The following is a 20,704-nucleotide window of genomic DNA, read 5'->3' on the forward strand; positions in this document are numbered from 1 at the left end:
GCCCCGGCGAGCGCGGCCCCGCCCTCCCCGGGCCGGTGGGTGGCGGCGACGAGCACCGGCCGCCCGGCCAGCTCGACGGCGACGTGCCGCAGGACCTGGAGCGTCTCCCCGTCGGCCCGGTGCACGTCGTCGAGCACGACGAGCAGCGGCCCGCCGTCGCCGAGCCGCTCGACGGCGGCCCGGGCGAGCTCGAAGCTCTCCGCGACACCAAGATCTGCCAGGCCGAGCAGCTCCGTCCAGGCCCAGGCGGGCGGCGCCCCGTCGACCTCCGGGCAGCGCCCCCACAGCACCTGCCAGCCCCGGCCGGCCAGCCGCGCGCCGAACATCCGCAGCAGCGTGGTCTTCCCGGCGCCGGCCTCGCCGCCGACCCAGACGACCCGCAGCCCGTGCCGCTCGGCGGCGGCGGCCTCCAGGTCGAGCCGGCCGAGCTCCGGATCCCGCCCGACCGACAACGACGGGGAGGGCCCCACGGACAACGGCACAGACGGCGGCGCGACCACGGCCGGCGCCGCCAGGTGCTCGGCGTGCGCCAGGACGTCCGCCTCGACGGCCCGCAGCGCCGGGCCGGGGTCGACCCCCAGCTCGTCGGCGAGCCGCTCCCGCGCGGCCCGCAGCGCGGCGAGCGCGTCCGCCTGCCGCCCCGCCCGGTACAGGGCCGCGGCCAGCAGCGCCACCCCCTGCTCGCGCAACGGGTGCGCCTGCACGTGGCGTTCCAGCTCCGGTACCGCCAGCGCCGCCCGCCCCAGCCGCAGTGCCACCTGCCCGGCCGTCTCGACGCAGACCAGCCGCAGCTCCTCCAGCCGGGCCACCTCGGGCACGGCCCACGGCTCGTCGCGGAACTCGGCGTAGGCGGGCCCGGCCCACGCGGCGAGGGCCTCCTGCAGCAGCGGGTCGGCGGCGGCCGGTTCCATCGCGGCGGCCCGCCGCAGGAGGTCCTCGAAGTGCCAGGCGTCGACGGCCGCGGCCGGGAGGCGCAGCGCGTACCCGGGCGCGACCGACACCACCACCCGCGCGGGTGTGCGCGGCGCCCGGTCCGGTTCCAGGACCCGGCGCAGGTTCGACACGTACACCTGCAGGGCGGCCATGGCCTTCGGCGGCGGCTCGCCCTGCCACAGGTCGTCGACGAACCGGTCGGCCGGCACGACGTGGCCGCCCGCGGCGACGAGCCGGGCCAGCACCGCCCGCTGGCGGGGGCCGCCGAGGTCGAGCGCGGCCCCGCCGAGCCCGGCCCGCAGCGGGCCGAGCGCGCCGATGCGCAGGGAGGTCATCTGCGGGGATGTCAATGGAACAGCGAGGAGACCGACTCGCCGTTGTGGATGCGCCGCATCGCCTCGGCCATCGCCGGGGCGATCGACAGCACCTTGAGGTTCGGGACGAACTTCTCCTTCGGGATCGGCACGCTGTTGGTGCAGACGATCTCCAGCACGTCGGGCTGGGCCGCGATCCGGTCGAGCGCGCCGTCGGTGAACAGGCCGTGGGTGCAGGCGACCCGGATGCTGGCCACGCCCCGCTCGCGCAGCTTGCCGATGAGCTCGATGACGGTGCTGCCGCGGGCGATCTCGTCGTCGAGGACGATGACGTCCTTGCCCTCGATGTCGCCGATGACGGTGCTGATGACCACCCGGTCGTCGGAGAAGCGCTGCTTGGCGCCGGCCGCCACCGGTACCCCCAGCATCCGCGCGAACGCGGAGGCCGGCTTGGCGTTGCCGAGGTCCGGCGACACCACGACGCTGTTGGACAGGTCGTACCGGCGGAAGTGCCCGGCCAGCTCACGCAGCGCGTGCAGGTGGTCCACCGGCACGCTGAAGAAGCCGTGGACCTGCGGCGAGTGCAGGGTGAGGGTGAGCACCCGGGACGCGCCGGCCGCGCTGAGCAGGTCGGCGACCAGCCGGCCGCCGATCGAGATGCGCGGTTCGTCCTTCTTGTCCGACCGGGCGTAGGCGTAGTGGGACATGACCACCGTCGTGCGCGCCGCCGACGCGCCCCGCGCGGCGTCGAGCATGAGCAGCAGCTCCACCAGGTGCTCCTGCACGGGCGGGACGAGCGGCTGGATCAGGAACACGTCCCGCTCCCGGCAGTTGGCCTGCAGCTGCACCTCAAGGCAGTCGTTGGCGAACCGGTCGATCCGCACCGGCAGCAGGGGCACCTGCAGCTGTGCGCAGATCTCCTCGGCCAGCCCGGGGTGCGCGCTGCCACTGAACACGGCGATGTCCCGCAATGGGATGGCTCCTCGCAGAGGGCGATTGGTCATCCCGTTGATACCACACCCAACCCGCGGCGCGTCTCGGCACGCACGTCGTCGGCCGGGCAGCGGCCCCGCAGGACGTACCGGTCGGTGAACGCGGCGACCGCGTCGCGCACCGTCAGCGGCGCGCCCTGCCGGGCCAGCACCTCGCCGGCGGCGGTGAAGCAGGCCAGCGCGGCACCCGCCAGGGCCGGGTCGGCGATCCCGTCGCGGGCGGCGGTGATCCAGTCGCGGTGCCGGCGCAGCGGCGAGCGCAGGTGCTCGGTCGCGTCGGCCGCCGCCTGGGCGCCCTCCGGGTCGTCGAGCAGCGCCGTGACCACCGCGACCGGCACCGTCCAGCCGTCGCCGGGCTGCTGGTCGATCATGCGCAGCTCGAGGTACCCCCGCGGCCGCACCGGCGGCACGAGCGTCCCGAGGTGCCGTTCCAGGTCGTCCAGGGTGACCGGGCGGGGCCCGTGGCCGCGCAGCCAGTCCCGCATCGTCAGCCCGGCCGGCACGTGCCAGCGCTCCGGACCCTGGTGGGCGATCATCGCGACCCCGGCCGCGAGCGCGTACCGCGACCAGTCCCGCCGCGGGTCCTCGCTGCGCCGCGGCGCCCGGGTGCGCCGCGCGTCGGTGCCGAAGCGCAGCGCCTGCCGGTACGACACCCACCGCCGCCCGGCCCGCGTGACGTGCGGCGAGTTCGCGAACGCCGCCATGACCACCGGCCCGATCGCGTCGGCCAGCCACCAGCGGCGCCGGAAGTCGGTCCAGTCGCCGTCCTCGGTGCCGGCGTCGAGGCAGACCTGGATCGACGCCGAGTTGCACATGACGGCCCGGCCCTTCGGCCCCGTCCGGTCGTGGTACTCGGCGAGGGCCACGTACCGCGGGTGGTCGGTCACCAGCCGTGGCCGGCGCGCCATGTCCAGCCCGGTCCCGTCGAGCACCAGCCCGTGCGCGCCGAGCACCCCGCGGACCAGCTGGAGGTCCGCGGTGACCGCCGCGGTCGCGGTCGCGGCGTCCGCCCCGACCGCCGAGGACAGCTCCAGCTGCCCGCCCGGCTCGATCGTCACCGCGCTGCCGCCCGGCAGCGGGTTGCCCAGGTGGGCGAGCAGGTCGAGCAGCCGGGCCGGCGCCGGGCGGTGCTGGGGGCGGCGCGGGTCGCGCACGCAGTACTCCAGCTCCACGCCGACGCTGCCGACCGGCCCGACCCGGAAGCCGGCGGCGGCGACGTAGGCGGCCGCGGTGGCCTCGGTGAGCGGTGCGTCGTACAGGTTCAGGTCGTTCATCGGCGGCCTCCCGGAAGCAGGGTGCACGCGGCCCAGGACTGGTGGTGCGGTGGTTGATCGGCGGCGGGCCCGACCGGCGGCGGGTGCCGGGCGAGGTGCACTCCATTAGGCGGTCGGGGTGCCGTTCCTGTCCAGCGCTACGGGACAACGCGCGGTGAACTCTGGATGGGAAACCGCTGGGTCCGGTACGGAACCGGCCGGGCTACAGGCCGGGCTACAGGCCGGGCTACAGCGACGCCGGGACCGGGGACGTCGCGGACGACAGGGGGAGCAGGTCGTCCAGCGGGGTGCGGGCGCCGAAGCGCAGGGCCCGCGAGTACGTCGGCTCGGGCAGCGCCGCCTGGAGGGCCTCCTCGCAGGCCCGGCGGGCCGGCAGCTCGCACGCCGGGGTCGGCGCGCCGATCTCGGCCCGGATCGCGTCGGCGGCGCCCAGCAGCGCGGCGGCGTGGGTCGGGTCGCCGCCTCGGCGGCGGGCCTCGGCGAAGGCCTCCAGGACGCTCGCGGTCCGCCAGCGGTCACCGACGCGACGGTGGATCGACACGGCCGCCCGCAGGCGCTCCAGGGCGGCCGGGATCCGGTCCTCGGCCAGGTCGACGCGCGCGAGGAGGTCCTGGGCCCAGCCGATGCCCTCCGGGAACGACAGCTCGGTGAACCGGTCCAGGGCCTCGACCAGGTGGCGGCGGGCGCGGGCCTGGTCGCCGCGGAAGTGGGCGACGGCGCCCAGGTGGGTCAGCGACGACGCCGCCGACTCGGCGTCGGCCAGGTCGCGGAACGCCGCCAGGGCGGCCGCGAGCAGCACGGCCGCGCCGTCGAGGTCGCCGGACAGCCAGGCCGTCGCCCCCGCGAGCTGGGTCGCGCGGCCCTCGCCCCAGGCGTCGCCGGCTTCGCGGTACACCTGGATCGCCTCGGTCAGCACCGACGCGGAGCGCGTGTAGCGGGCCCGTTCGCGCTCGACGCTGCCGAGGAGCGTGAGCAGCGGGCCGCGCGCGAGGCCCGACGCGCCGGCCAGGGCCTGGTGGGCGAGGTTCGCGGCGGCCGGGTAGTCGCACGACAGCATCGCGAGGGTGGCCGCGGCCGACGCGGCAGCGGCACGGACGGCGGGCGGGGCGTCGGGGCGGCGGGCCAGGGCGCCGGCGAGCCACTGCCGGCCGAGCTGGTACCCGCCGATGAAGTGCTGAAAAGGCGCCAGGGCCGTGGCGAGGCGGAGGTCGCCGGGGCCGGGGCGGCCGGACAGCCAGGCCATCGCGGCGCGCAGGTTGTCCTGCTCCAGGGTGAGGGTCCGCAGCCAGTCGCGCTGCGACGGGCCGCGGATGCCCTCGGCGGCCCGCTCGGCGAGGCCGAGGTAGTGGGCGGCGTGGGCGTCGCGGGCGGCGGCCTCCTCGGCGGGGGCCTCGGCCAGGCGGGCGGCCGCGTACGCGGCGACGGTCTGCAGCATCCGGCCGCGGGTGCCGCCGTCGTGCAGCAGCGACCGCTCGGCGAGCGCGGCCGTCAGGCCCGGCCGGTGCGCCGGCAGGGCGGCGACGGCGCCGGCGTCCCAGCCGCCCTGGAACACCGCGAGCTGGCGCAGCAGGGCCTGCTTGTCGGGGGAGAGGAGGTGGTAGCTCCAGTCGAGGGCGGCGCGCAGCGTGCGGTGGTGCTCCGGGCCGGTGGCCTTGGCGTCGGCGAGCACGCGGAAGCGGTCGGCGACCAGCCGGTGCACCTCGGGCACGCTGAGCAGCGCCGCCCGGGCCGCGGCGAGCTCGATGGCGAGGGGCAGCCCGTCGAGGGCGGCGCAGATCGCGGCCGCGGCCGGGCGGTGGGCGGCCGGCAGCGGGCGGCCGGTGCGCTCGAACGTGCGCGTCTCGAACAGCCGCAGCGCGGTGCCGTCGTCGAGCGGCTCCACGGCCAGGACCGTCTCACCGGCCACGTGGAGGGCCTGGCGGCTCGTCACCAGCAGCCGGACCAGGGGTTTCCCGGTCAGCAGCCGCGCCACCAGCACCGCGACCGGCTCGGCGACGTGCTCGCAGTTGTCCAGGACGAGCAGCAGCGGCTCGTCACCCAGCTCGGCGAGCAGCGTGTCGGTGTCGTCGAGGTCGGCCCGGCGGGTGACGCCGAACGCGTCGAGGAGGAACCCGGGCGCCCCGGCGGCCGGGTCCATGGTGGTCAGGTCGGCGAAGCGGACCGGGCCCGGGGCCGCGCCGGCGACGGCCAGGGCGAGGCGGGTCTTGCCGCTGCCGGCGGTGCCGACGAGGGTGAGGATCCGGCCGGTCAGCAGGCGCGTGGCGGCCCGCAGCTCGGCCTCGCGACCGACGAGCTGCGTCAGCGGACGCGGCAGGCCCGCGTCGGGGTCCATCCGGCGACTGTACCGGCACCCGTCGATCCGCGTGCACCAGCCGAAACGCCGGTGCGTAAGCATGCGGACGGGTGGGTACAGCCGACCGCATGAGGATCGGGATCATCGGCTCGGGCAACATCGGCGGCACGCTCACCCGCCGGTTCCGCGAGCTCGGCCACGACGTGACGGTTGCCAACTCGCGGGAGCCGGGCTCCCTGGCCGGGCTGGCTGCGGAGACGGGCGCGACGCCGGGCACCGCCGAGGAGGCCGCCAACGCCGGCGACCTGGTGGTCGTCGCGGTGCCGCTGCGTGCGGTACCGCAGCTGCCGGCCGACGCCCTGGCGGGCAAGCTCGTCGTGGACACCGACAACTACTACCCGCAGCGGGACGGGCGGGTCGCCGCCATCGAGGAGGGCACCACCTCCAGCCGGTGGACGGCACGGCACCTGCCGGGCGCGGTCGTGGTGAAGGCGTTCAACAACATCCGGGCGGAGCACCTGCTGCTCGACGGCCGCCCGGCCGGCGGCGCGACCCGCATCGCCCTGCCGGTCGCCGGCGACGAGCCGGCCGCGAAGCGGACCGTGATGGCGCTCGTCGACGACCTCGGGTTCGACCCGGTCGACGCGGGTGGACTGGACGAGAGTTGGCGGCAGGAGCCGGAGACGCCGGTGTACGGTACGGATCGCGACGCCGACGGCGTCCGCGCCGGGCTGGCGGAAGCGACACGCTGAGGGAAGACAGTTGGCGTTCCTGGTGGAGATGCCCGACGGCGGGTTCCTCGAGGTCGAGGAGCGCGACGACGTGACCCCCGACGAGGTGCTCGGCGTGCTCGGGGCCGCGCCGCTGGAGGGCACCGGCCTCATCACGTTCGGCGCGGTGGTGCGCACCGGGCTGGCCGAGGCCGAGCAGGACGACTTCGCCGACTGGCTGTTCGACCGGGTGGTGATGTTCGCCGAGATCGGCGGGGAGCGCGACGGCTGGGAGCGCCGCTCCGACGGCACCTGGCAGATCTCCGCGTTCCGCGGGGAGACACTGGGCTGAACGGCCGATGAACGGTGGGCCACCCGGTCGATCGATGACCGGCTAGCCTAGACGTTGATGACGATCGAGGTCCAGGGTGCGGGGCGGCTGCTGCGGGTCGGCACCGCCACCGAGGTCGGCCGGCGCTATCCGGCCAACTTCGACGTGCTGCACGCCACCCAGCTGCTGCGCCGGCCCGGGCTGTGCGCCGTCGTCGCCGACGGGATGGGCGCCGGCGAGGGCAGCCGCACGGCCGGCCGCACCGCCGTCGACGTCTTCACCACCGCCGTGCAGGACCACCGCGGCCCGTTCGAGCCGGCGCCGCTGTTCGCCGCGGTCGCCGACGCCCAGCGCCGGGTCCGGGCCGCCGGGCAGGAGCTGCGGGAGCTCACCGGCTGCACGCTCACCGCGCTGGTGGCCGACGCGACCGGAGCCTGGGTCACCCAGATCGGCGACTCCCGGGTGTACCGGCTGCGCGGCGGGCTGCTGGAGCTGCTCACGATCGACCACACCGAGGCCTGGCTCGGCGCCGTCCACGGCTGGTTCCCGGCCGACTCGCCGCAGGCCGAGGCCGCGCGGTATCAGCTGCACCGCTTCATCGGCCATCCGGGCCTGCCCGAGCCGGACGTGCTGAGCGTGACGATGTTCCCGGGTGACGTCTACTGCCTGTGTACCGACGGGGTCGCCGAACAGGTGCCGTACCGGCGGATGGAGCAGCTGCTCGGCGCCGCCGCCCCGCCGGACGCGATCGCGGCGGCGCTGGTGGCGGCGTCGCTGGAGGCCGGCGGCCGGGACAACGCGACCGCCGTGGTGGTTGCCGTCGCCTGAGGCGGGCATCCTCGCCGCATGCGTCTCATGCAGCGACCGACCGAGCTCGCCGGGCGGCTCACGCCGCGCCTGGCCGGCGTCGGCCGGCGGCTCACGCCGCGCACGGTCGGTGCCCTGTACCTGCTGGTCCTCGCCGTGGTCGCCGCGGTGCTCACCTGGACGGGCGACCCGGGCACCAGCCACGGGCATCGCTGCGCCGCCCCGGGCGCGGTGGAGATGCCGCAGCGCGCCATCGACGCGACCGACCTGAGCGAGCGGAAGCTGCGCTGCGCCGACCTGGAGCGCGCCACCCTCGACGGCGTGGTCAGCGAGGCCGACCTGCGCGGCGCGAACCTGCACCGGGCCGACCTGCACGGCGCGGGTCTCACCGACGTCGACCTGTCGGGCGCCGACCTCAGTCAGGTCTCGGCCCGCGACGCCTCCCTCGACGGTGTCCGGCTGACCGGCGCCGACCTGCGCGGCGCGTCGTTCCGCTCGGCCGAGTTCACCCACACCGGCCTGGACCGCACGCAGCTGGGCGGCGCCGACCTGCGCGACGCGGTGATCCGCCGCTCCGACCTGCGCGGCGCGGACCTGCGGGGGGCCGACCTGCGCGGCGCCGAGCTCACCGACTCCGACCTGCGCGGAGCCGTCCTCACCGGCGCCCGCGTCGACGGCGTCAGCTACGTCGACGTGCTGTGCCCGAACGGCCACAAGTCGTCCAGCGGCTCATGCTGAGAGCAGCCCGGCCAGCTCGGCCGCGTTGCGCTGCGCATAGTCCTGATAGCAGTTGTCTGTGAGGCTCTGAGCGCTGTGCTAACCAGCGTTTTCGCAGGGAACCGATGAGCGAACCAGCACCAGTTATCAGGACATGCTCAGACCGGAGGTTACGGAACGTAGACAGGCCGGGCGGGTGCGCCAACACCCGTGCTCCCGGCCCTAACCGACCTAGGGAGTCGGCTAATGACCAGTCTCTCAGACCTGCCTCCGGGCGCGGATCCCGCGCTCGTCCACCCCACCTGGTGCGCCGCCGACCGGTGCGCCGCCCCCGACCGGCTTCTCGAGCGCGGCCAGGCCGAGACCGACATCCCCCTGCACCGCCGCGGCGCGCACTTCAGCCGGGCGCACATCATCCCCGTCATGCGCGTCTCCGAGGTGGAGCTCACGTTCGAGCTGACCCGCGACGTCTTCCAGCCGGTCACCGACGAGCCCGACTCCGTCCTGCTCAGCTACGCCGCCGAGGGCTGCGGCCACTCCGGCACCTTGACGCTGATGAGCGAACAGCTGGCGCCCCTGGCCACCGCCACGGCGTCGATGCGCGACGCGTTCATCACCGACCGGAACGTGGTCGTCGACGAGGTCGCCCGCTCCCTGCGAACCCTTGGGTGCATCACTTCCGGCAACGCCGGTGCGCTGCTCAGCTTGACCACCGTGCACCTCACCGACCGCGAGCGCGATGCCGTCCTGGAGCAGTTCACCCCGGGCGGTGACGTGTGAGCGTCCTCGCCTCCTCGTGGGTCTGGCGGCACGCCCAGGCCGGCGGAACCGCCCTCATCGTGCTCCTCGCCATCGCCGACCACGCCGACGATGACGGTGTCGGATTCCCGTCAATCCCGACCCTCGCCGCGAAGGCCCGCCTCGACGAGCGCACCATCCAGCGGATCATCCGCCGCCTCGTCGGTGCCGGACAGCTTCGCATCCTCGACGGCACCGCCGGCGGGCGGCGCTCGAACACCTACCAGTTGGTCATGGATCGAACGGAGGCGATATCCACACCCCCGGCAGACTGCCACCCCGGCGATTCGCCACCGGTGGCAGAATCGGGTCACCCCAGCCCCGGCGAGATCGCCACCCCAGCCCCGGCAGAGTCTTGCCGCCCGAACATCATTCAACCGTCTTCTAACCGCCGCGGCGCGGCTCTGCCGCCCACGGTTGGCACGGAGCGATGCCCGGAGCACGTTGGGCAACTCGCGTCGAACTGCGGCGCCTGCCGGTCCCTGGTGCTCGCCGGAGGTCTCCTGTGACCTACCGCGACGAGTACACCGACCAGGTCGAGCACGAGTGCCCGACCGCGCTCGAGCGCAAGGTCGACGAGATGGGCGCGGGCGGCCTGGTGTTCACCCCGGCCGGCCGCTGGGAGACCATCGTCGAGCGCACGCCGCACGGCGAGATCCACGCCCGGGTCACCCTGACCACCGACCGGTGCGTGTGGCAGTTCTGGCGGTCGGACAAGCACCCCTACATCGACGGGTGGAAGGCCAGCCCGCCGCGGTTCGTGGTGGTCAACGAGGGCGTCTCGCACCTGGAGGTGGCGGTTGCCGCCCGGCCTGGGTTCGGGCCTCGCGGGCACGTGCTCGCCTCCGCGCACCAGGTCCGCGGCGCCGGATGGAAGATCCAGGACCAGCCGGGCGGCGGCGGTGACGTCGAGTGCGTGACGGTCGAGTCGAAGGCGAAGGCGCGGTCGGAGATGAACCGTCGAGCGCGGGCGCACGCGAAGCGCATCGGCGTGTCGCTGTGGCGCGAAGGCGGTGCCCGGTGACGGCCCCAGCGAAGCACCCCGGATGGTGCGCGCTGCAGCACGGCGACGACATCCCGGTCCACGACGCCCAGGTCGGCGCGACCATCGACCTGACTTCGAGCCTGTCGCTCGGCGTCTTCGTCCACCAGGTCTACGAGCAGCCCCCGACGCTCCTGCTGTTCCGCCGTTCCGGGGTCGAGTCGACGCTCACCGGGCTGTCGCTCCTCGAGGCCGCGATCTTGCGTGACTTGATCTCCGAGGGCCTGGGCCTCATCGCGCGGGAGGTCGGCCGATGACCGCCGCCGTGTGCCTGATCCTGCCCACCGGCGAGCGCGGCCCGCAGCTGGACCGCCTGACCCGTGTGGCCGCCGAGCACCACCTGGAGATCGTCGCCGTCACCTACGACCTGGCCGCCGCGGTCGCTCTCATCGTGGACGGCACCGCGACCAAGCTGCTGGCCGTCAGCGGGGACGTGCTCGGGCAGATCCTTGAGCAGGCCGGCGGGGAGTTCATCTCGCCGTTCACCCCCTCGCCGCAAACGGACCGGAGGCCACGGCGGCGGATCAGCCCTGTGCCGCGGCGGGACCGCAGTGGCGACGCCCGCACCACGCCGGTTCGCGCATCGGCGGGAGGTGGTCGGTCATGAGCGGCGACGGATGGATGGACTCCTACCTCGCCGGACGTCTCCACGGTGACCAGCACCGTGGAGGTACTGAGGTGGCCAGCCTCTCGGTTGCCTCAACTACCGCTGTATCGGCAGTGGTTGGCGAGGCCGACCCGCTGCTCGTGGTCGGCACCGTCATGGACCTGCTCGCCGCCCGCGGCGTGCCGATGATGCTCGACGGCAGCATCGGGCGGGCCGCCGAAGCCGCCGAACGGCTCCTGCGCTGCCTCGGAGTGGAGGCGGTGCAGCCGTGGACCTGAGTGGCCCAGAACTGGAGGCTTGGCTCGCCGGCTACGCCCAGGCCGCCGCCACCTTCGCCCTCGGCGTCGACGCCGAGCTCAAGGACAAGTGGTGGGACGGATACACCAACGGCCTGCTCGAGGGCATCCAGGCCGGAACCTCGAAGAAACGCGAGGGCTGGATCTACAAGGGGCGCCGGAAGAACCTCGTCCGGCCCGGCAACGGGCGGGTGCCATCGTGAAGGCCAAACCCGCTGTCGTCGTCGTCCTGCCCGGTACCGTCGAGTGGGTCAAGCAGGCCAACGTGTTGCTCGGCTACTGCCTGGCCAACCACCTGCGCGCCGTGTCAGTCCTCTCCGGCGACCCGTTCGACGCGGTCCCGCTCGTCACCGACGGCCTTGTCGACGCCGTGGTGGTCGCCTACCAGGACCAAGCCGGCATGGTCGATCGTGCCGAGCTGGCGGTGACCGCCGCCGGCGGGACGTTCCACTGCGCACGACCGAGCGGCAGGTCGACCCGCAAGCAGGCCGTCACGAACCCGATCGTCAAGCGCCTAGGCGAGCGCGGGATGAAGCCGGACGAGATCGCCGAGATCGTCGGCCAGCCGGTGAAGGAAGTCATCGAGCAGTTGCTGACCGCCGGCCTTCGAGTGCACGGAATCAGCCGGGCGCGGGAGTTGGGGATCGGATGACCATGACGCTCGACGAGCCGGAGCAACGTCAACGTCACACGTCGACGCCGCAAGGACGACGTCGGCAGACCGAAGCGGCCAACGCGGCCCGCCGCAAGGCGTACGCCGCACGGGTCGCCATGGACCTCGCCGGGCGGCTCGACGACCTCGACGACGCCCGGATCGCCGCACTTGCCGGGGTCCTGCTCGCCGAAGCCGAAGCACGAGGCGTCCGTCCGGTCGACCCGGCCTCGCTCGCCGAGCGGGTCGTCAGAAACTGATGGGCCCGAGCGACTAGGACCGGCCCGGTGACTGAGCCTGCTTCTCGGTCGCCGGGCCCTTGCCGCGTTCTACGCCGACACGTAGCCGGCCGATACGCACGCCTTGTGCACGCTCTCGGCGGACCGCTTCGTCGAGTCAGCGAGCTTCGCCTCCGAGCTGGTGCCCTTCGCCGCAACGGCGTCCGCGGCGGTGTCCCGCAGCAGCATCCCCTTCAGATCGAACCTGCTGTCGTTGGTCTCCGCCATGGTGTCGCCGATCTGCTGGAGTGCCGCGAAGTCGTCGAACTTGCCGGCCTTGACCAACCTGTCGAGCTCGACGCACGCGCCGCGAACGCCACCAGCCGCCGGCGCCGTGCTGGCCGCAGCCGGGCTCTGGCTCGCGGCGCTCGAGGTGGCGCTGGCCGCGGGCGTGCTTGCCACCGTTGGCGACGCTGCCGCAGCAGTAGGAGTCGGAGAGTTTCCGCTGGTCACAGCCCAGATCAGCGCGCCAGCGCCGACGAGGACGACCAGGGCAACCGCAGCGACGGTGACGATCAGTGGCCAGCGCCGTCGCTGCTGCGGGCGAGCCACCGGGGCGAGGTAGGACACGCCGCGCAGGGTACTGAAGGTGGGCAAGAGATCACCCTCCGCCGAACGGGCGATCCGATCCGGCAGCGAGCAGGAGCCTGTCCCGTCTTTTTCGAGGCGACCAAGCGACGACCCCAGACCCACGGGCCTCGCGGGGTGTACGGGTTCCAGGGAAATGGCGACCCCCCGTTTTTTCTGGTCAAGATCGAAGCGACCCCAGAACTAGGCGCGCAGGCGCGTGCATGAAATCCATCCGAATTTGGTAGGAGTTTCGTGCAAGATCAACGAATCTCGGAACCTTCTGAGTCGCGATTCGGGCGCAAAACGGACATCCAGGGCGCTACCGAGCGTGACGGGCTGCGGGGGGAGAGAGGCTCGACGGGGTCCTGGGTCGTGGCCTGCCCGCCTCAAAAAAAAGATCATGACCTACGCGCTGTAACGCTCTGACCTGCACAAATGCAAGATCGCTCGGCCTTCACGCTGTGTCACGCACGCTAGGTCACCAACGACGCGAGGTCGAGGGTGACGAGGCTGGCCTGAGCAGGCGGTCCTTCTTGCGCGCGTTGCAGCGATTGCAGAGTACCGCCAGATCGCCATGCTCGTCGCCTCCTGCGCCGACCGCGTGGACGTGGTCGGCGGTCAAGTAGTTCCCCGGCTCGACAGCGTGGGTGGGCACGCCCCACCCAGGGCAGTAGTCGCCGACGAGGGCGCGGTAGTCGGCCACGAACCGCTCCCTGCGCTTCCGTTCGGCCCACGTGTAGGTCGGGCGGTGCGCCTTGGGTGGTGCGGGCTTCCTGGGCCGGCAGGCGCGGTGTGCGGCGCCGGATGAGGGCAGGCCGCACACTTCGCAGCGTCGGGTGTTGCGTCGGGTCATGTGGCCTCGAGCGCGTCGACGTCGTCCAGGTCGCGGTGGACGAGTGTGCCGATGGGCCACGACGATCCGAGGCGGATGAGGTCGGCGGTCTCGTCGTCGATCTCCTCGTCGGTCCAGCCGGGGAACTGGTCGCGGAGTAGTTGGCGGAGTTGGTCGGGGTCGACCTCGAGGTCGGCGACGACTGCGGTCGTGGTGGCGCGGCCGGAGGCGAGGCCGGTGAAGGAACGCCGGCAGCCGCAGCCGCCGACGTCCTTCTCGCGGTCCCGGTCGCAGACGAAGCCGAGGTACACCAACTCTCCGGCGACGGCCCAGAACCAGCCGGCCGGGTCCGGGTCGACGGCTGCGACGAGGAGTCTCACCTCACGCCACCGTGATCCGCCGGCCGTCGCCGCCGACCTTCAGCTGGATCCTGCCGTCGCGGACGCCACCCACGAACAGGGAGATGATGGCCTGCTCGAGGCTGCCACCGCCGGGTGCGGCGGCGATGATGTTGATCGCCGGTGCCGCGCCACCGCCGCCGCCTGCGCTCGACATGAGCGTCTGTAGCTGCTTGGTCTGCTGGGCGGTGGAGACGAACTCGCCCCGGTTGCCCCAAATGATCTCGGGACCGCGCTCGCCGACGAGCTTCGGGCCGCTGAAGCCGATGGTGCCGCCGTTCGCGTACGCGCCACCAGTGTTGCGGCGTGGGTCGCCCCCGGAGACGACACCCTCACGGGAGACGTCGCCGACGCTGATGAACCGCGTTTTGATCGTGACCGTGGACAACAAGCCGTCGGCCGCCTTCACCTTGGCGATGTACTTGTCGACTTCCGCGGTGTTCGCGCCGTGCGCGACGAGAATGGCGCGGAGCTCCTCGAGCTGGCGCAGAAGCTCGGCGTTAGCCGTCTTCATGGCCTCTCGCGTACCGCCGGCGGCGTCGATGGCCGCGTCTCGCTGGTCCTCGTACGCCTGGATGACGTCGCGCAGCGCGTTCCGGTTTTCGATCGCAGCTGTGGTGTTTCCGGTCAGGACGTAGCCGTTCTCCGCGAACGCTTCCCGCAACTCCCGCAGCTGGACCACGGCGTTGTCGTTGGCCGCGCCGAGCTGGAGGAGGTCGCTGATCTGGCGTCCGAGTTGGTCGGATGCCTTGCGGGCCGCTTCGGCCAACTCCTTCTGCGCCTCCGCCATGTCGACCGTCGAGCCCTTTGCCCCGTCGAGTGACCGGGCGTAGGTCATGACGTCGTCGTCGGCGCCGCCGAAGAGCTTGATGCCGGTCAGCTTGCGGTTGGCGTCGATGATCCCGTCGAAGATCGCGTTGCCGCGCTTGTAGAAGTCCGACAGGAACGCGATGCCCTTGCCGACCCCGACGACGAAAGCGCCGGTGAAGTCGAGGATGTCGTGAAGTGCTTCGCCGGCGCCGTCCGCCGAGCCGGCAACGTCTTTCGACAGTTGCTTGAACGCCAAGCCGATCTTCGGCAGATCCTTCGCCAGGACTCCGAGCACCGGGCCGGACCCCTTGATGAGGATCCCGACTCCGTCGCCGATGCCCTTGACCAGGCCTCCGATACCGGCGGCGAGCGGGATGACGTACTTCGACGCCTCTTTGAACGGTCCGGCGAGGTCGATGTCCATGACCGCGTTGCGCAGGATCTGGATAGCCTCGAGCGTGGGCTTCTCGAACTCGGCAGAGGAGCGCTGCCACTGCTTCGAGATGTCGGCGATCGCCGCGGCCCAGGACTTGCGGAACGGCTCCGGATTGGCTGCGATCGCACCCGCGACGCCCGCGCCGATACCGGCCAGGCCGCCGCCGGCGAGCAGGGCAGCACCGCCGAGCGCGCCCGCGGCAGGTACAGCGCCGGCGCCGACGACGCCGAGCGCGAGTTTGCCGCCCGGGATCTTCGATGTGGCGTCGGCTGCGCCGCCGGCGATGCCTGAGATGCCTTTGGCGCCGAGCCCGAAAAGATCGCCGAGGGTGTTGCGGAGGACGCCGCGAGAGTTGCGCCGGTCGAGCAGGTCTTGAGCCTTGAGCTTCCTCGCCGCCTCTTCGGCCTTCTTGAGAGCGACCTCGTCGTCCCGCTGGATCCGCTTCTTGACCCGGGAGATCTTGTCGAGCTCGGCGTACTGCTTCTCGATGCTCTTCAGGATCTCCGGGTCGCCGGACTCGGCGTAGGACTTGTTGAGCTTGTCGAGCTCGGCGCGGGTCGACGACAGCTGCCCGTCGAGCTTCGCTGCGGCCTGCGCGGCCGCCCGCAGCTCTACCGCCGCCTTGTCGGAGCGCTTCCCGAGGACGTAGATGGAGTTGCCGGCCTTGACCGCTTCGTTCGAGGTGTCCTTGAGGTTCTTCTCGAGCCAGCCGCTGTCCTTCGCGGCCTTGCGGAACTCCGACCCGAGGACCGCGGTCGACCTGGCGGTCTTCTCCGCTTCGTCGGCGAGATCGTCGAGCGCCTTGCGGGCGTCGCGGGCGTCGCCTTCGATCTCAAGCTTGAGTTGGCGGGCCATCTAGACCCCCGGCTTCGGGGCGGCGACGATGAGGGCCAGGCCGCCGAGGTCGTCGACGGCGGCGCGCAGGACGTCGAGCATCGGCACGCCGCGGGCGGCGGCCAGCGACGCATACGCACCCAGCGGGACGTCGCCGTACCGCTCGTGCAGCGCGGCGAGCAGGTCATCGGGAAGCCGGTGGTCGACCTCGGCCAGGTCGTCGGCGTCGCTCATGGTGTGCTCCTCGCTTCCAGCAGGACGGCGGCGGTGTGCCCGGAGAGCGTCCGCGGGCCGGGCCGTGGGTGCTCCCACGGGTCGGTGCGGCGGGCGAGGAGCGCTTCCAACTCCCGCACCGGACCGCGCACCGTCGTAACGCCGGTGCGGGCTGGCTGCGGCATCGGCGCCGTCGAGCCGGTGTTGGTGAGGAACCGGCGCAGCTCGTTGGTGCGGGCCGCGGCGCGAACCTCCCTGATGTCGGCGTCGACCCACCGGGCCAGGGACCGCAACCCCGCGGTCGCGTCCGGGTACGCCGGGGTGTTGACCGGGGCTACGTCGACGAGCTGGCCGGTGAGGAGCCGCCGCAGCGGATAGCCCTGGTCCTCGGTGAGGCCCCACTCGTCGCCGCCGGTCGGCAGCCGGAACGCGAACGACGAGGCCCGCACGTCGCCGCGCTGGACGAGCTCGTACACGTCGGCGCGGCTGGCGGGTGGGTCGACTTCGTACCGCAGGCCGGTGTCGTCGATGTCCAGCAGCAGCGTGCCGCCGCCGGTCGTGCCGAGCAGGTAGTTGTCGTCGTGGTTGTACCGGGCGAGGACGTCCGGCCAGCCGTTGCCCTTGGAGCGGTTGAAGAACGCGGGTTCGATCTCCTCGACGAACCCGCCGAGATCCTTGCTCCTGCGGCGGAACTTGGCGGCGTAGCCGCCGATCTTGCGCCGGGTAGCCTCGACGAGCTCGACGGCGCCGCGGCTGTATCGGCGTTCCAGGTCCGACATCATGGGCTCTCCCGTCGAAGGTGCAGTTCACGCAGCCGGTGGATCGCCCGACGGGCTGGGGCGTCGCGCTGCTCGAGCTGGCAGTTGTCGCGGATCCACAGGGCCCGCTGAGCCTCGTTCCGCGGTGGTGGGCCCCACCGCTCCGGGAACGGGTTGGGGCCGCGCTGCGAGTTGGCGTACTCGGTGGCGCTGCGGAATTCGGTGTCGTCGTCGGGCGACTCGGCACCGGGCCGCATGATCCGGCGCAAACCGCCGGCGGAGGACCATTGACCGGGCCGCGTGACGGGATCGGTCCACCGGCCGGTCCGGTCGCGGACCAGCGGCGAGACGTAGCCGCCGTCTTCTTCGACCAGGTCGAGGGTGTTGTCGTCGCTCACCGGCGACTCCTTCTTGCTCGGCGGTTGGAATCGGGCGGGTCGGTCGAGAACCGCCGAGCACTCGACCGACCGCCACCCTCACCTGCGATTATCCCATGAATCGACGCACGAATCGACGCATGCTAGACGCGATCGACCCACTGTGCGAACCTGTCTCCGCCGGCGTGCTGCCGGTGGGTGGTGGCGATCTCGCAGACGCGGCTGATCCGGCGCTTGAGGTACAGCACCGCGACCACGTCGCCGTTGGTGACGGCGGCGCGCTGTGCCAGGTTCAGCCGCCGGAGCTCCCGTTCGCAGCCCTGCAGGTTCGCGACACGCTTCGGGTGCTCGTACCGGGACGCGAGGCTGATCACGCCTCCTCCTCCGGGTCGATGATGACCGGTTCGTCGAAGAGGAGGGACTCGTCCGTGAAGAGGCTCCAGCTGATGAAGCACAATGGCTTGCCCGCCCACCGGACTCGTAGGCCCTCCTCCTCGGTGGTGAACTCCAGCTGCTGATCGTCGTCCGAGATCGCGGCCGTGAGCACCGTCCGCTCTTTGCGGTCGGCCGGGTCAAGCCGGGCGATCGACTCATTGATCAGCTGGATGATTCGTTCCGTGGCAAGGCCGTACGGCTCGTCGGTGAGGTCGATGCCGACCGCAAAGAGCTCGATCCTGTCGTCGGCCATGCCAGGTGTGAGGTCGAACATCAGGCGCTCCCAGAGTGGTTGACGACGACGGCGACGCAGGCGCGGATGAGCGCGGCGTCCCAGCCGGACGGCTGCGGGATGACGCCGCAGGATGGGCAAAACATGGTGCCGGTGACGTTGCCGAAGGCGTCGCCCCCGACGTCGAGCAGCATGGACTTCGAGCACCTGCGGCACCGGTCGGTCACCGGCTCGAAGGCAAGGTCCGCCTTCACGACGGGTCCTCCGTCTTCGGTTGGGAAGCCGCGGCGTCGAGGGCCTTGACGACCGCGGTCACCTGAGTGGAGGTCATCTCACTGCGCGAGGCCGGGCGGGTGCCGGTGACTTCCTCGATGAAGTTGAGCTGGCCGTCCTTGTCCCTGATGCCGCCGGCGTTGAACGCGGCGAACATCCTCTTCAGCGCGCCCTCGCTCGCGGCGCGCGGCTTCTTGACCGCGGTTCGCTCGCTGGCCTCGGAGCCGTCGTCGTCCTCGGGCGCGATGCCGAGCATCGAGCAGAGTGCATACCTTCGCGCGTAGGTGATTTCGCTGCCCCGCTGCTGCGGTGTGCCGGACGGGTTGAGCGGGTAGTCCCCGCCTAGGTGCTCGCCGGACTCCAGGTGTGTGCAGGCGAAGCGCAGCACGAACTTGCCGTCGTCGCGCAGGGTCGGCAGGTCCGTCCACATCAGGCCGTGCGCGTGGAGCAACGGCTTCACCACGCGGTAGATCATCGCCAGGTCGACGTAGTTGTACGAGTAGTCGCGGCCGTTGCTGGTCTTCACCGTGGCGGTCAGCGGCTTGACGATCTCCGGCATGTGGGTCTGTAGCTCGTCCAGAGCCGCAAGGAGTCGGCTCGGTGTGGCGGTGTCGAGGTTGGTCATGCCGCTGCCCGCCAGTAGGTCGGCGACTTCGGGCACAGCTGGCACGCCGGGATCAGTGGCTGTCCGGCGGTTTCCGGCTGGTTCGCACCGCATCGCTTCTCGCCACAGCAGGGCCGGACCGTCGAAAGGTGTGGCGACGTTGTCACACCTTTCGACGCCTGGGTTGTGCCGAGCTTGTCACCATCCAGCGCGGTGGTCATGATGCGACCGCCGCTCCGCGCAGTTGCGGATTCCACGCGATCAGCACGTCGGCCTGCTCGTCCGAAAGCCCTTGCGCCAGGCATGCGCCGCGGAGCAACCCCTCCTCCTCCTTGGTCAGCGGCTGGTGCCCGCACCCGACCTCACAACCGCTGCTGTCCTTGACGGACTGGACAGCGCCCCGTAGCGTCCTCGTGCCCTGCAGCACGGCGTCGCCGAGCGCGGGGCAGTGCGCCAGCACGAACCGGGCCCACGGCATTGCCATCCGCTCCTCTTCGGCTTGCCGTTCCCGCCACTCCGCAATCCGGCGTTCGCGCTCCTCGACCCGGACCGCTTCGGCCCGTGCCGCGGCTTCCCGCCGACGAGCGCTGTCAGCGGCAGCGCGGCCTTCCTCGAGCGTGAGCTTCCCCTCGTTGACCAGCTCACAGATGTTCTGCGGGATCGGCCTGCCTCGCCACATACGACGCCGGGTCACTTCGCACCGTCCCATTTGCAGGACGCGAGCAACTCGTCGATGGTCGACGCCGGCAGGTCGGCGATGGACACGCCAGCCTGCGCCGCGGCGACCTGGATCGCACCGAAGAACCGGTCGATGTCCAGGTTGAGCCGGTCGACCACCTCGCCGAAGCTCTCGGCATCCGGCACCCGCTCGTACAACCGCACGTACACGGCGGCCTGCTCGGCGTCGGCGTGTGCCTTCGCCGCGCGGGCCAGATTGCGCTCGTGGAGCTTGCGGGCGAGTTCGCGGCAATCGGCAACGGTCATCTCCGGCGCCAGGCTGCCGATGACCGACATTCCGTACTGCACGGGCTGACCCGCGGCGACAACCCGCTCGATGACGGCCTCCGCGAACACCTCGTCCGGCATGCCTTCCTCGTGGCCGAGCGGCACCCGCCGCCGGCCGATCTGGCGGAGGAGCCGCTCCGCGTCGTGAAGCAGCCATTGCCGGTTGTCGTCGTTGCTGCGGGCGAGATACGTGTCGATGGTGTCGAGGGCGTCGAGGAAGCCGTACAGGCCTTCCCAGTCGCTGGCCTCGAGACAGCTCTCGCAGACCGGCTTTTCGTCGAGGACCGCGCGAACAGAGGGAAGTTGCTCGCCGCAGGCGCAGAAGCCGGGCGTCGGGTCGTACTGGGCTGAGTAGGTCGTCATCGGAGGCCCGCCAGGATGATCAGGGGCAGGGCACTCCACTGGTCGGCAAGATCGGCCAGGCGCTTGGTTTCGGCTGGGCCCCATTCACGCATTCGCTGTTCACGCTCCAGGTACTGGTATTGCCCGGGAAGGGCGAGCTTGATTTCGCCGAGGAGCTTGAACCTGATCGCCTCCTCGACAGCAGGGGTCGCGGCGGCGACGAGGGTGCCGTCACCCGTATGGCGGCCAACGATGTGAACCCAGCCGGCCCGTGCGTCACGGGGTGAGACCCGGCCGAGCGGCTCGATGAGGTCGGGAGCGACGACGTCGAGTTGGGCATAGACGCCAGCAGTGATTTGGCGCGAGCCGACCATGAGGACGCGCACCTCGGCGGTCAGCGTCTCAACGGTGGCGGTGGACATGGTGGTCATGAAGAGGCTCCTTCGGTTGGATGACGGGCCTTTCGATCGGGGCATGGCTCTCTCGCTCTCACACCTAAAGGTGTGTGAGAGCGTGAGAGCGTGAGAGCCATCTATGTCTT

Annotated in this window: 31 protein-coding genes; 13 read left to right on the forward strand and 18 right to left on the reverse strand. The window is 72.1% G+C overall.

Features of this window, described 5'->3' with window-relative positions:
* From ABZS66_RS37240 to ABZS66_RS37255, 4 genes are all read right to left on the reverse strand, one after another.
* Positions 1-1,268, reverse strand: a 1,268-nt coding sequence (locus ABZS66_RS37240; protein WP_354766166.1) for a BTAD domain-containing putative transcriptional regulator, incomplete at its 3' end; no start/stop codon positions are given.
* Positions 1,269-1,279: 11 nt separating this feature from the next.
* Positions 1,280-2,218, reverse strand: a complete 939-nt coding sequence (locus tag ABZS66_RS37245) for a ribose-phosphate pyrophosphokinase (protein ID WP_354766168.1) — start codon at positions 2,216-2,218, stop codon at positions 1,280-1,282.
* Between the two features lie 29 nt (positions 2,219-2,247).
* A complete protein-coding gene (locus ABZS66_RS37250; RefSeq protein WP_354766170.1) occupies positions 2,248-3,513 on the reverse strand; it encodes a glutamate-cysteine ligase family protein in 1,266 nt (421 codons plus the stop codon).
* Between the two features lie 226 nt (positions 3,514-3,739).
* A complete protein-coding gene (locus tag ABZS66_RS37255) occupies positions 3,740-5,845 on the reverse strand; it encodes a hypothetical protein (protein ID WP_354766172.1) in 2,106 nt (701 codons plus the stop codon).
* Between the two features lie 89 nt (positions 5,846-5,934).
* Here ABZS66_RS37255 and ABZS66_RS37260 point away from each other — a divergent pair, with 89 nt between their 5' ends.
* From ABZS66_RS37260 to ABZS66_RS37320, 13 genes are all read left to right on the forward strand, one after another.
* Positions 5,935-6,558 (forward strand): NADPH-dependent F420 reductase, encoded by a 624-nt coding sequence (locus ABZS66_RS37260; protein ID WP_354766174.1) that lies wholly within the window; start codon positions 5,935-5,937, stop codon positions 6,556-6,558.
* 10 nt (positions 6,559-6,568) lie between these two features.
* A complete protein-coding gene (locus ABZS66_RS37265; RefSeq protein WP_354766176.1) occupies positions 6,569-6,868 on the forward strand; it encodes a hypothetical protein in 300 nt (99 codons plus the stop codon).
* 57 nt (positions 6,869-6,925) lie between these two features.
* A complete protein-coding gene (locus ABZS66_RS37270; protein ID WP_354766178.1) occupies positions 6,926-7,675 on the forward strand; it encodes a protein phosphatase 2C domain-containing protein in 750 nt (249 codons plus the stop codon).
* Positions 7,676-7,693: 18 nt separating this feature from the next.
* Positions 7,694-8,392 (forward strand): pentapeptide repeat-containing protein, encoded by a 699-nt coding sequence (locus ABZS66_RS37275; RefSeq protein ID WP_354766180.1) that lies wholly within the window; start codon positions 7,694-7,696, stop codon positions 8,390-8,392.
* A 225-nt stretch (positions 8,393-8,617) separates the two neighbouring features.
* Entirely contained in the window at positions 8,618-9,151 is a 534-nt protein-coding gene (locus ABZS66_RS37280) for a hypothetical protein (RefSeq protein WP_354766182.1), read from the forward strand.
* Entirely contained in the window at positions 9,148-9,678 is a 531-nt protein-coding gene (locus ABZS66_RS37285; protein ID WP_354766184.1) for a helix-turn-helix domain-containing protein, read from the forward strand. Before ABZS66_RS37280 ends, ABZS66_RS37285 begins: the two co-directional genes overlap by 4 nt.
* Positions 9,675-10,193 carry a hypothetical protein gene (locus ABZS66_RS37290; RefSeq protein WP_354766186.1) on the forward strand — a complete coding sequence of 173 codons (519 nt, stop codon included), beginning with the start codon at positions 9,675-9,677 and terminating at the stop codon, positions 10,191-10,193. Before ABZS66_RS37285 ends, ABZS66_RS37290 begins: the two co-directional genes overlap by 4 nt.
* Positions 10,190-10,468, forward strand: a complete 279-nt coding sequence (locus ABZS66_RS37295) for a hypothetical protein (RefSeq protein WP_354766188.1) — start codon at positions 10,190-10,192, stop codon at positions 10,466-10,468. Before ABZS66_RS37290 ends, ABZS66_RS37295 begins: the two co-directional genes overlap by 4 nt.
* Positions 10,465-10,818: a hypothetical protein gene (locus tag ABZS66_RS37300; protein ID WP_354766190.1), complete on the forward strand. Its 354-nt coding sequence runs from the start codon at positions 10,465-10,467 to the stop codon at positions 10,816-10,818. The genes ABZS66_RS37295 and ABZS66_RS37300 overlap by 4 nt, the downstream gene beginning before the upstream one ends.
* Before the next feature lie 113 nt (positions 10,819-10,931).
* On the forward strand, positions 10,932-11,096 hold the full coding sequence (locus tag ABZS66_RS37305; RefSeq protein ID WP_354766192.1) for a hypothetical protein: 165 nt from the start codon (positions 10,932-10,934) through the stop codon (positions 11,094-11,096).
* Complete coding sequence (locus ABZS66_RS37310) at positions 11,087-11,317, forward strand: hypothetical protein (RefSeq protein WP_354766194.1); 231 nt, start codon at positions 11,087-11,089, stop codon at positions 11,315-11,317. Before ABZS66_RS37305 ends, ABZS66_RS37310 begins: the two co-directional genes overlap by 10 nt.
* Positions 11,314-11,766: a hypothetical protein gene (locus ABZS66_RS37315; RefSeq protein WP_354766196.1), complete on the forward strand. Its 453-nt coding sequence runs from the start codon at positions 11,314-11,316 to the stop codon at positions 11,764-11,766. Before ABZS66_RS37310 ends, ABZS66_RS37315 begins: the two co-directional genes overlap by 4 nt.
* Entirely contained in the window at positions 11,763-12,026 is a 264-nt protein-coding gene (locus tag ABZS66_RS37320; RefSeq protein ID WP_354766198.1) for a hypothetical protein, read from the forward strand. Before ABZS66_RS37315 ends, ABZS66_RS37320 begins: the two co-directional genes overlap by 4 nt.
* A 69-nt stretch (positions 12,027-12,095) precedes the next feature.
* Here ABZS66_RS37320 and ABZS66_RS37325 read toward each other — a convergent pair whose 3' ends face one another.
* The 14 genes from ABZS66_RS37325 to ABZS66_RS37390 all read right to left on the reverse strand — a co-directional run bounded on the left by ABZS66_RS37325 (position 12,096) and on the right by ABZS66_RS37390 (position 20,594).
* Positions 12,096-12,614, reverse strand: a complete 519-nt coding sequence (locus ABZS66_RS37325) for a hypothetical protein (protein ID WP_354766200.1) — start codon at positions 12,612-12,614, stop codon at positions 12,096-12,098.
* A 478-nt stretch (positions 12,615-13,092) separates the two neighbouring features.
* The gene (locus tag ABZS66_RS37330) at positions 13,093-13,317 is read right to left on the reverse strand and encodes a hypothetical protein (protein ID WP_354766202.1); all 225 of its coding nucleotides are present in this window, start codon (positions 13,315-13,317) and stop codon (positions 13,093-13,095) included.
* A gap of 146 nt (positions 13,318-13,463) precedes the next feature.
* The gene (locus ABZS66_RS37335) at positions 13,464-13,826 is read right to left on the reverse strand and encodes a hypothetical protein (RefSeq protein WP_354766204.1); all 363 of its coding nucleotides are present in this window, start codon (positions 13,824-13,826) and stop codon (positions 13,464-13,466) included.
* 1 nt (position 13,827) lies between these two features.
* Positions 13,828-15,945 carry a hypothetical protein gene (locus ABZS66_RS37340; RefSeq protein ID WP_354766206.1) on the reverse strand — a complete coding sequence of 706 codons (2,118 nt, stop codon included), beginning with the start codon at positions 15,943-15,945 and terminating at the stop codon, positions 13,828-13,830.
* Complete coding sequence (locus tag ABZS66_RS37345) at positions 15,946-16,158, reverse strand: hypothetical protein (protein WP_354766208.1); 213 nt, start codon at positions 16,156-16,158, stop codon at positions 15,946-15,948. It lies immediately after the preceding gene.
* Positions 16,155-16,919 carry an HK97 family phage prohead protease gene (locus tag ABZS66_RS37350; protein ID WP_354766210.1) on the reverse strand — a complete coding sequence of 255 codons (765 nt, stop codon included), beginning with the start codon at positions 16,917-16,919 and terminating at the stop codon, positions 16,155-16,157. Before ABZS66_RS37350 ends, ABZS66_RS37345 begins: the two co-directional genes overlap by 4 nt.
* Complete coding sequence (locus tag ABZS66_RS37355; RefSeq protein WP_354766212.1) at positions 16,916-17,293, reverse strand: hypothetical protein; 378 nt, start codon at positions 17,291-17,293, stop codon at positions 16,916-16,918. The genes ABZS66_RS37350 and ABZS66_RS37355 overlap by 4 nt, the downstream gene beginning before the upstream one ends.
* Positions 17,294-17,415: 122 nt before the next feature.
* Positions 17,416-17,646, reverse strand: coding sequence for a hypothetical protein (locus ABZS66_RS37360; RefSeq protein ID WP_354766214.1), 231 nt, complete (start codon positions 17,644-17,646; stop codon positions 17,416-17,418).
* Entirely contained in the window at positions 17,643-17,981 is a 339-nt protein-coding gene (locus ABZS66_RS37365) for a hypothetical protein (RefSeq protein ID WP_354766216.1), read from the reverse strand. Before ABZS66_RS37365 ends, ABZS66_RS37360 begins: the two co-directional genes overlap by 4 nt.
* Positions 17,981-18,193, reverse strand: coding sequence for a hypothetical protein (locus ABZS66_RS37370; protein ID WP_354766218.1), 213 nt, complete (start codon positions 18,191-18,193; stop codon positions 17,981-17,983). The genes ABZS66_RS37365 and ABZS66_RS37370 overlap by 1 nt, the downstream gene beginning before the upstream one ends.
* Entirely contained in the window at positions 18,190-18,873 is a 684-nt protein-coding gene (locus tag ABZS66_RS37375; RefSeq protein WP_354766220.1) for an ERF family protein, read from the reverse strand. Before ABZS66_RS37375 ends, ABZS66_RS37370 begins: the two co-directional genes overlap by 4 nt.
* 160 nt (positions 18,874-19,033) lie before the next feature.
* Positions 19,034-19,510 carry a hypothetical protein gene (locus tag ABZS66_RS37380; RefSeq protein WP_354766222.1) on the reverse strand — a complete coding sequence of 159 codons (477 nt, stop codon included), beginning with the start codon at positions 19,508-19,510 and terminating at the stop codon, positions 19,034-19,036.
* Complete coding sequence (locus ABZS66_RS37385) at positions 19,507-20,223, reverse strand: hypothetical protein (protein ID WP_354766224.1); 717 nt, start codon at positions 20,221-20,223, stop codon at positions 19,507-19,509. The genes ABZS66_RS37380 and ABZS66_RS37385 overlap by 4 nt, the downstream gene beginning before the upstream one ends.
* On the reverse strand, positions 20,181-20,594 hold the full coding sequence (locus ABZS66_RS37390; RefSeq protein WP_354766226.1) for a hypothetical protein: 414 nt from the start codon (positions 20,592-20,594) through the stop codon (positions 20,181-20,183). Before ABZS66_RS37390 ends, ABZS66_RS37385 begins: the two co-directional genes overlap by 43 nt.
* Between the last annotated feature and the right edge of the window lie 110 nt (positions 20,595-20,704).

The organism is Dactylosporangium sp. NPDC005572 (assembly GCF_040605515.1).
Lineage (GTDB): Bacteria > Actinomycetota > Actinomycetes > Mycobacteriales > Micromonosporaceae > Dactylosporangium.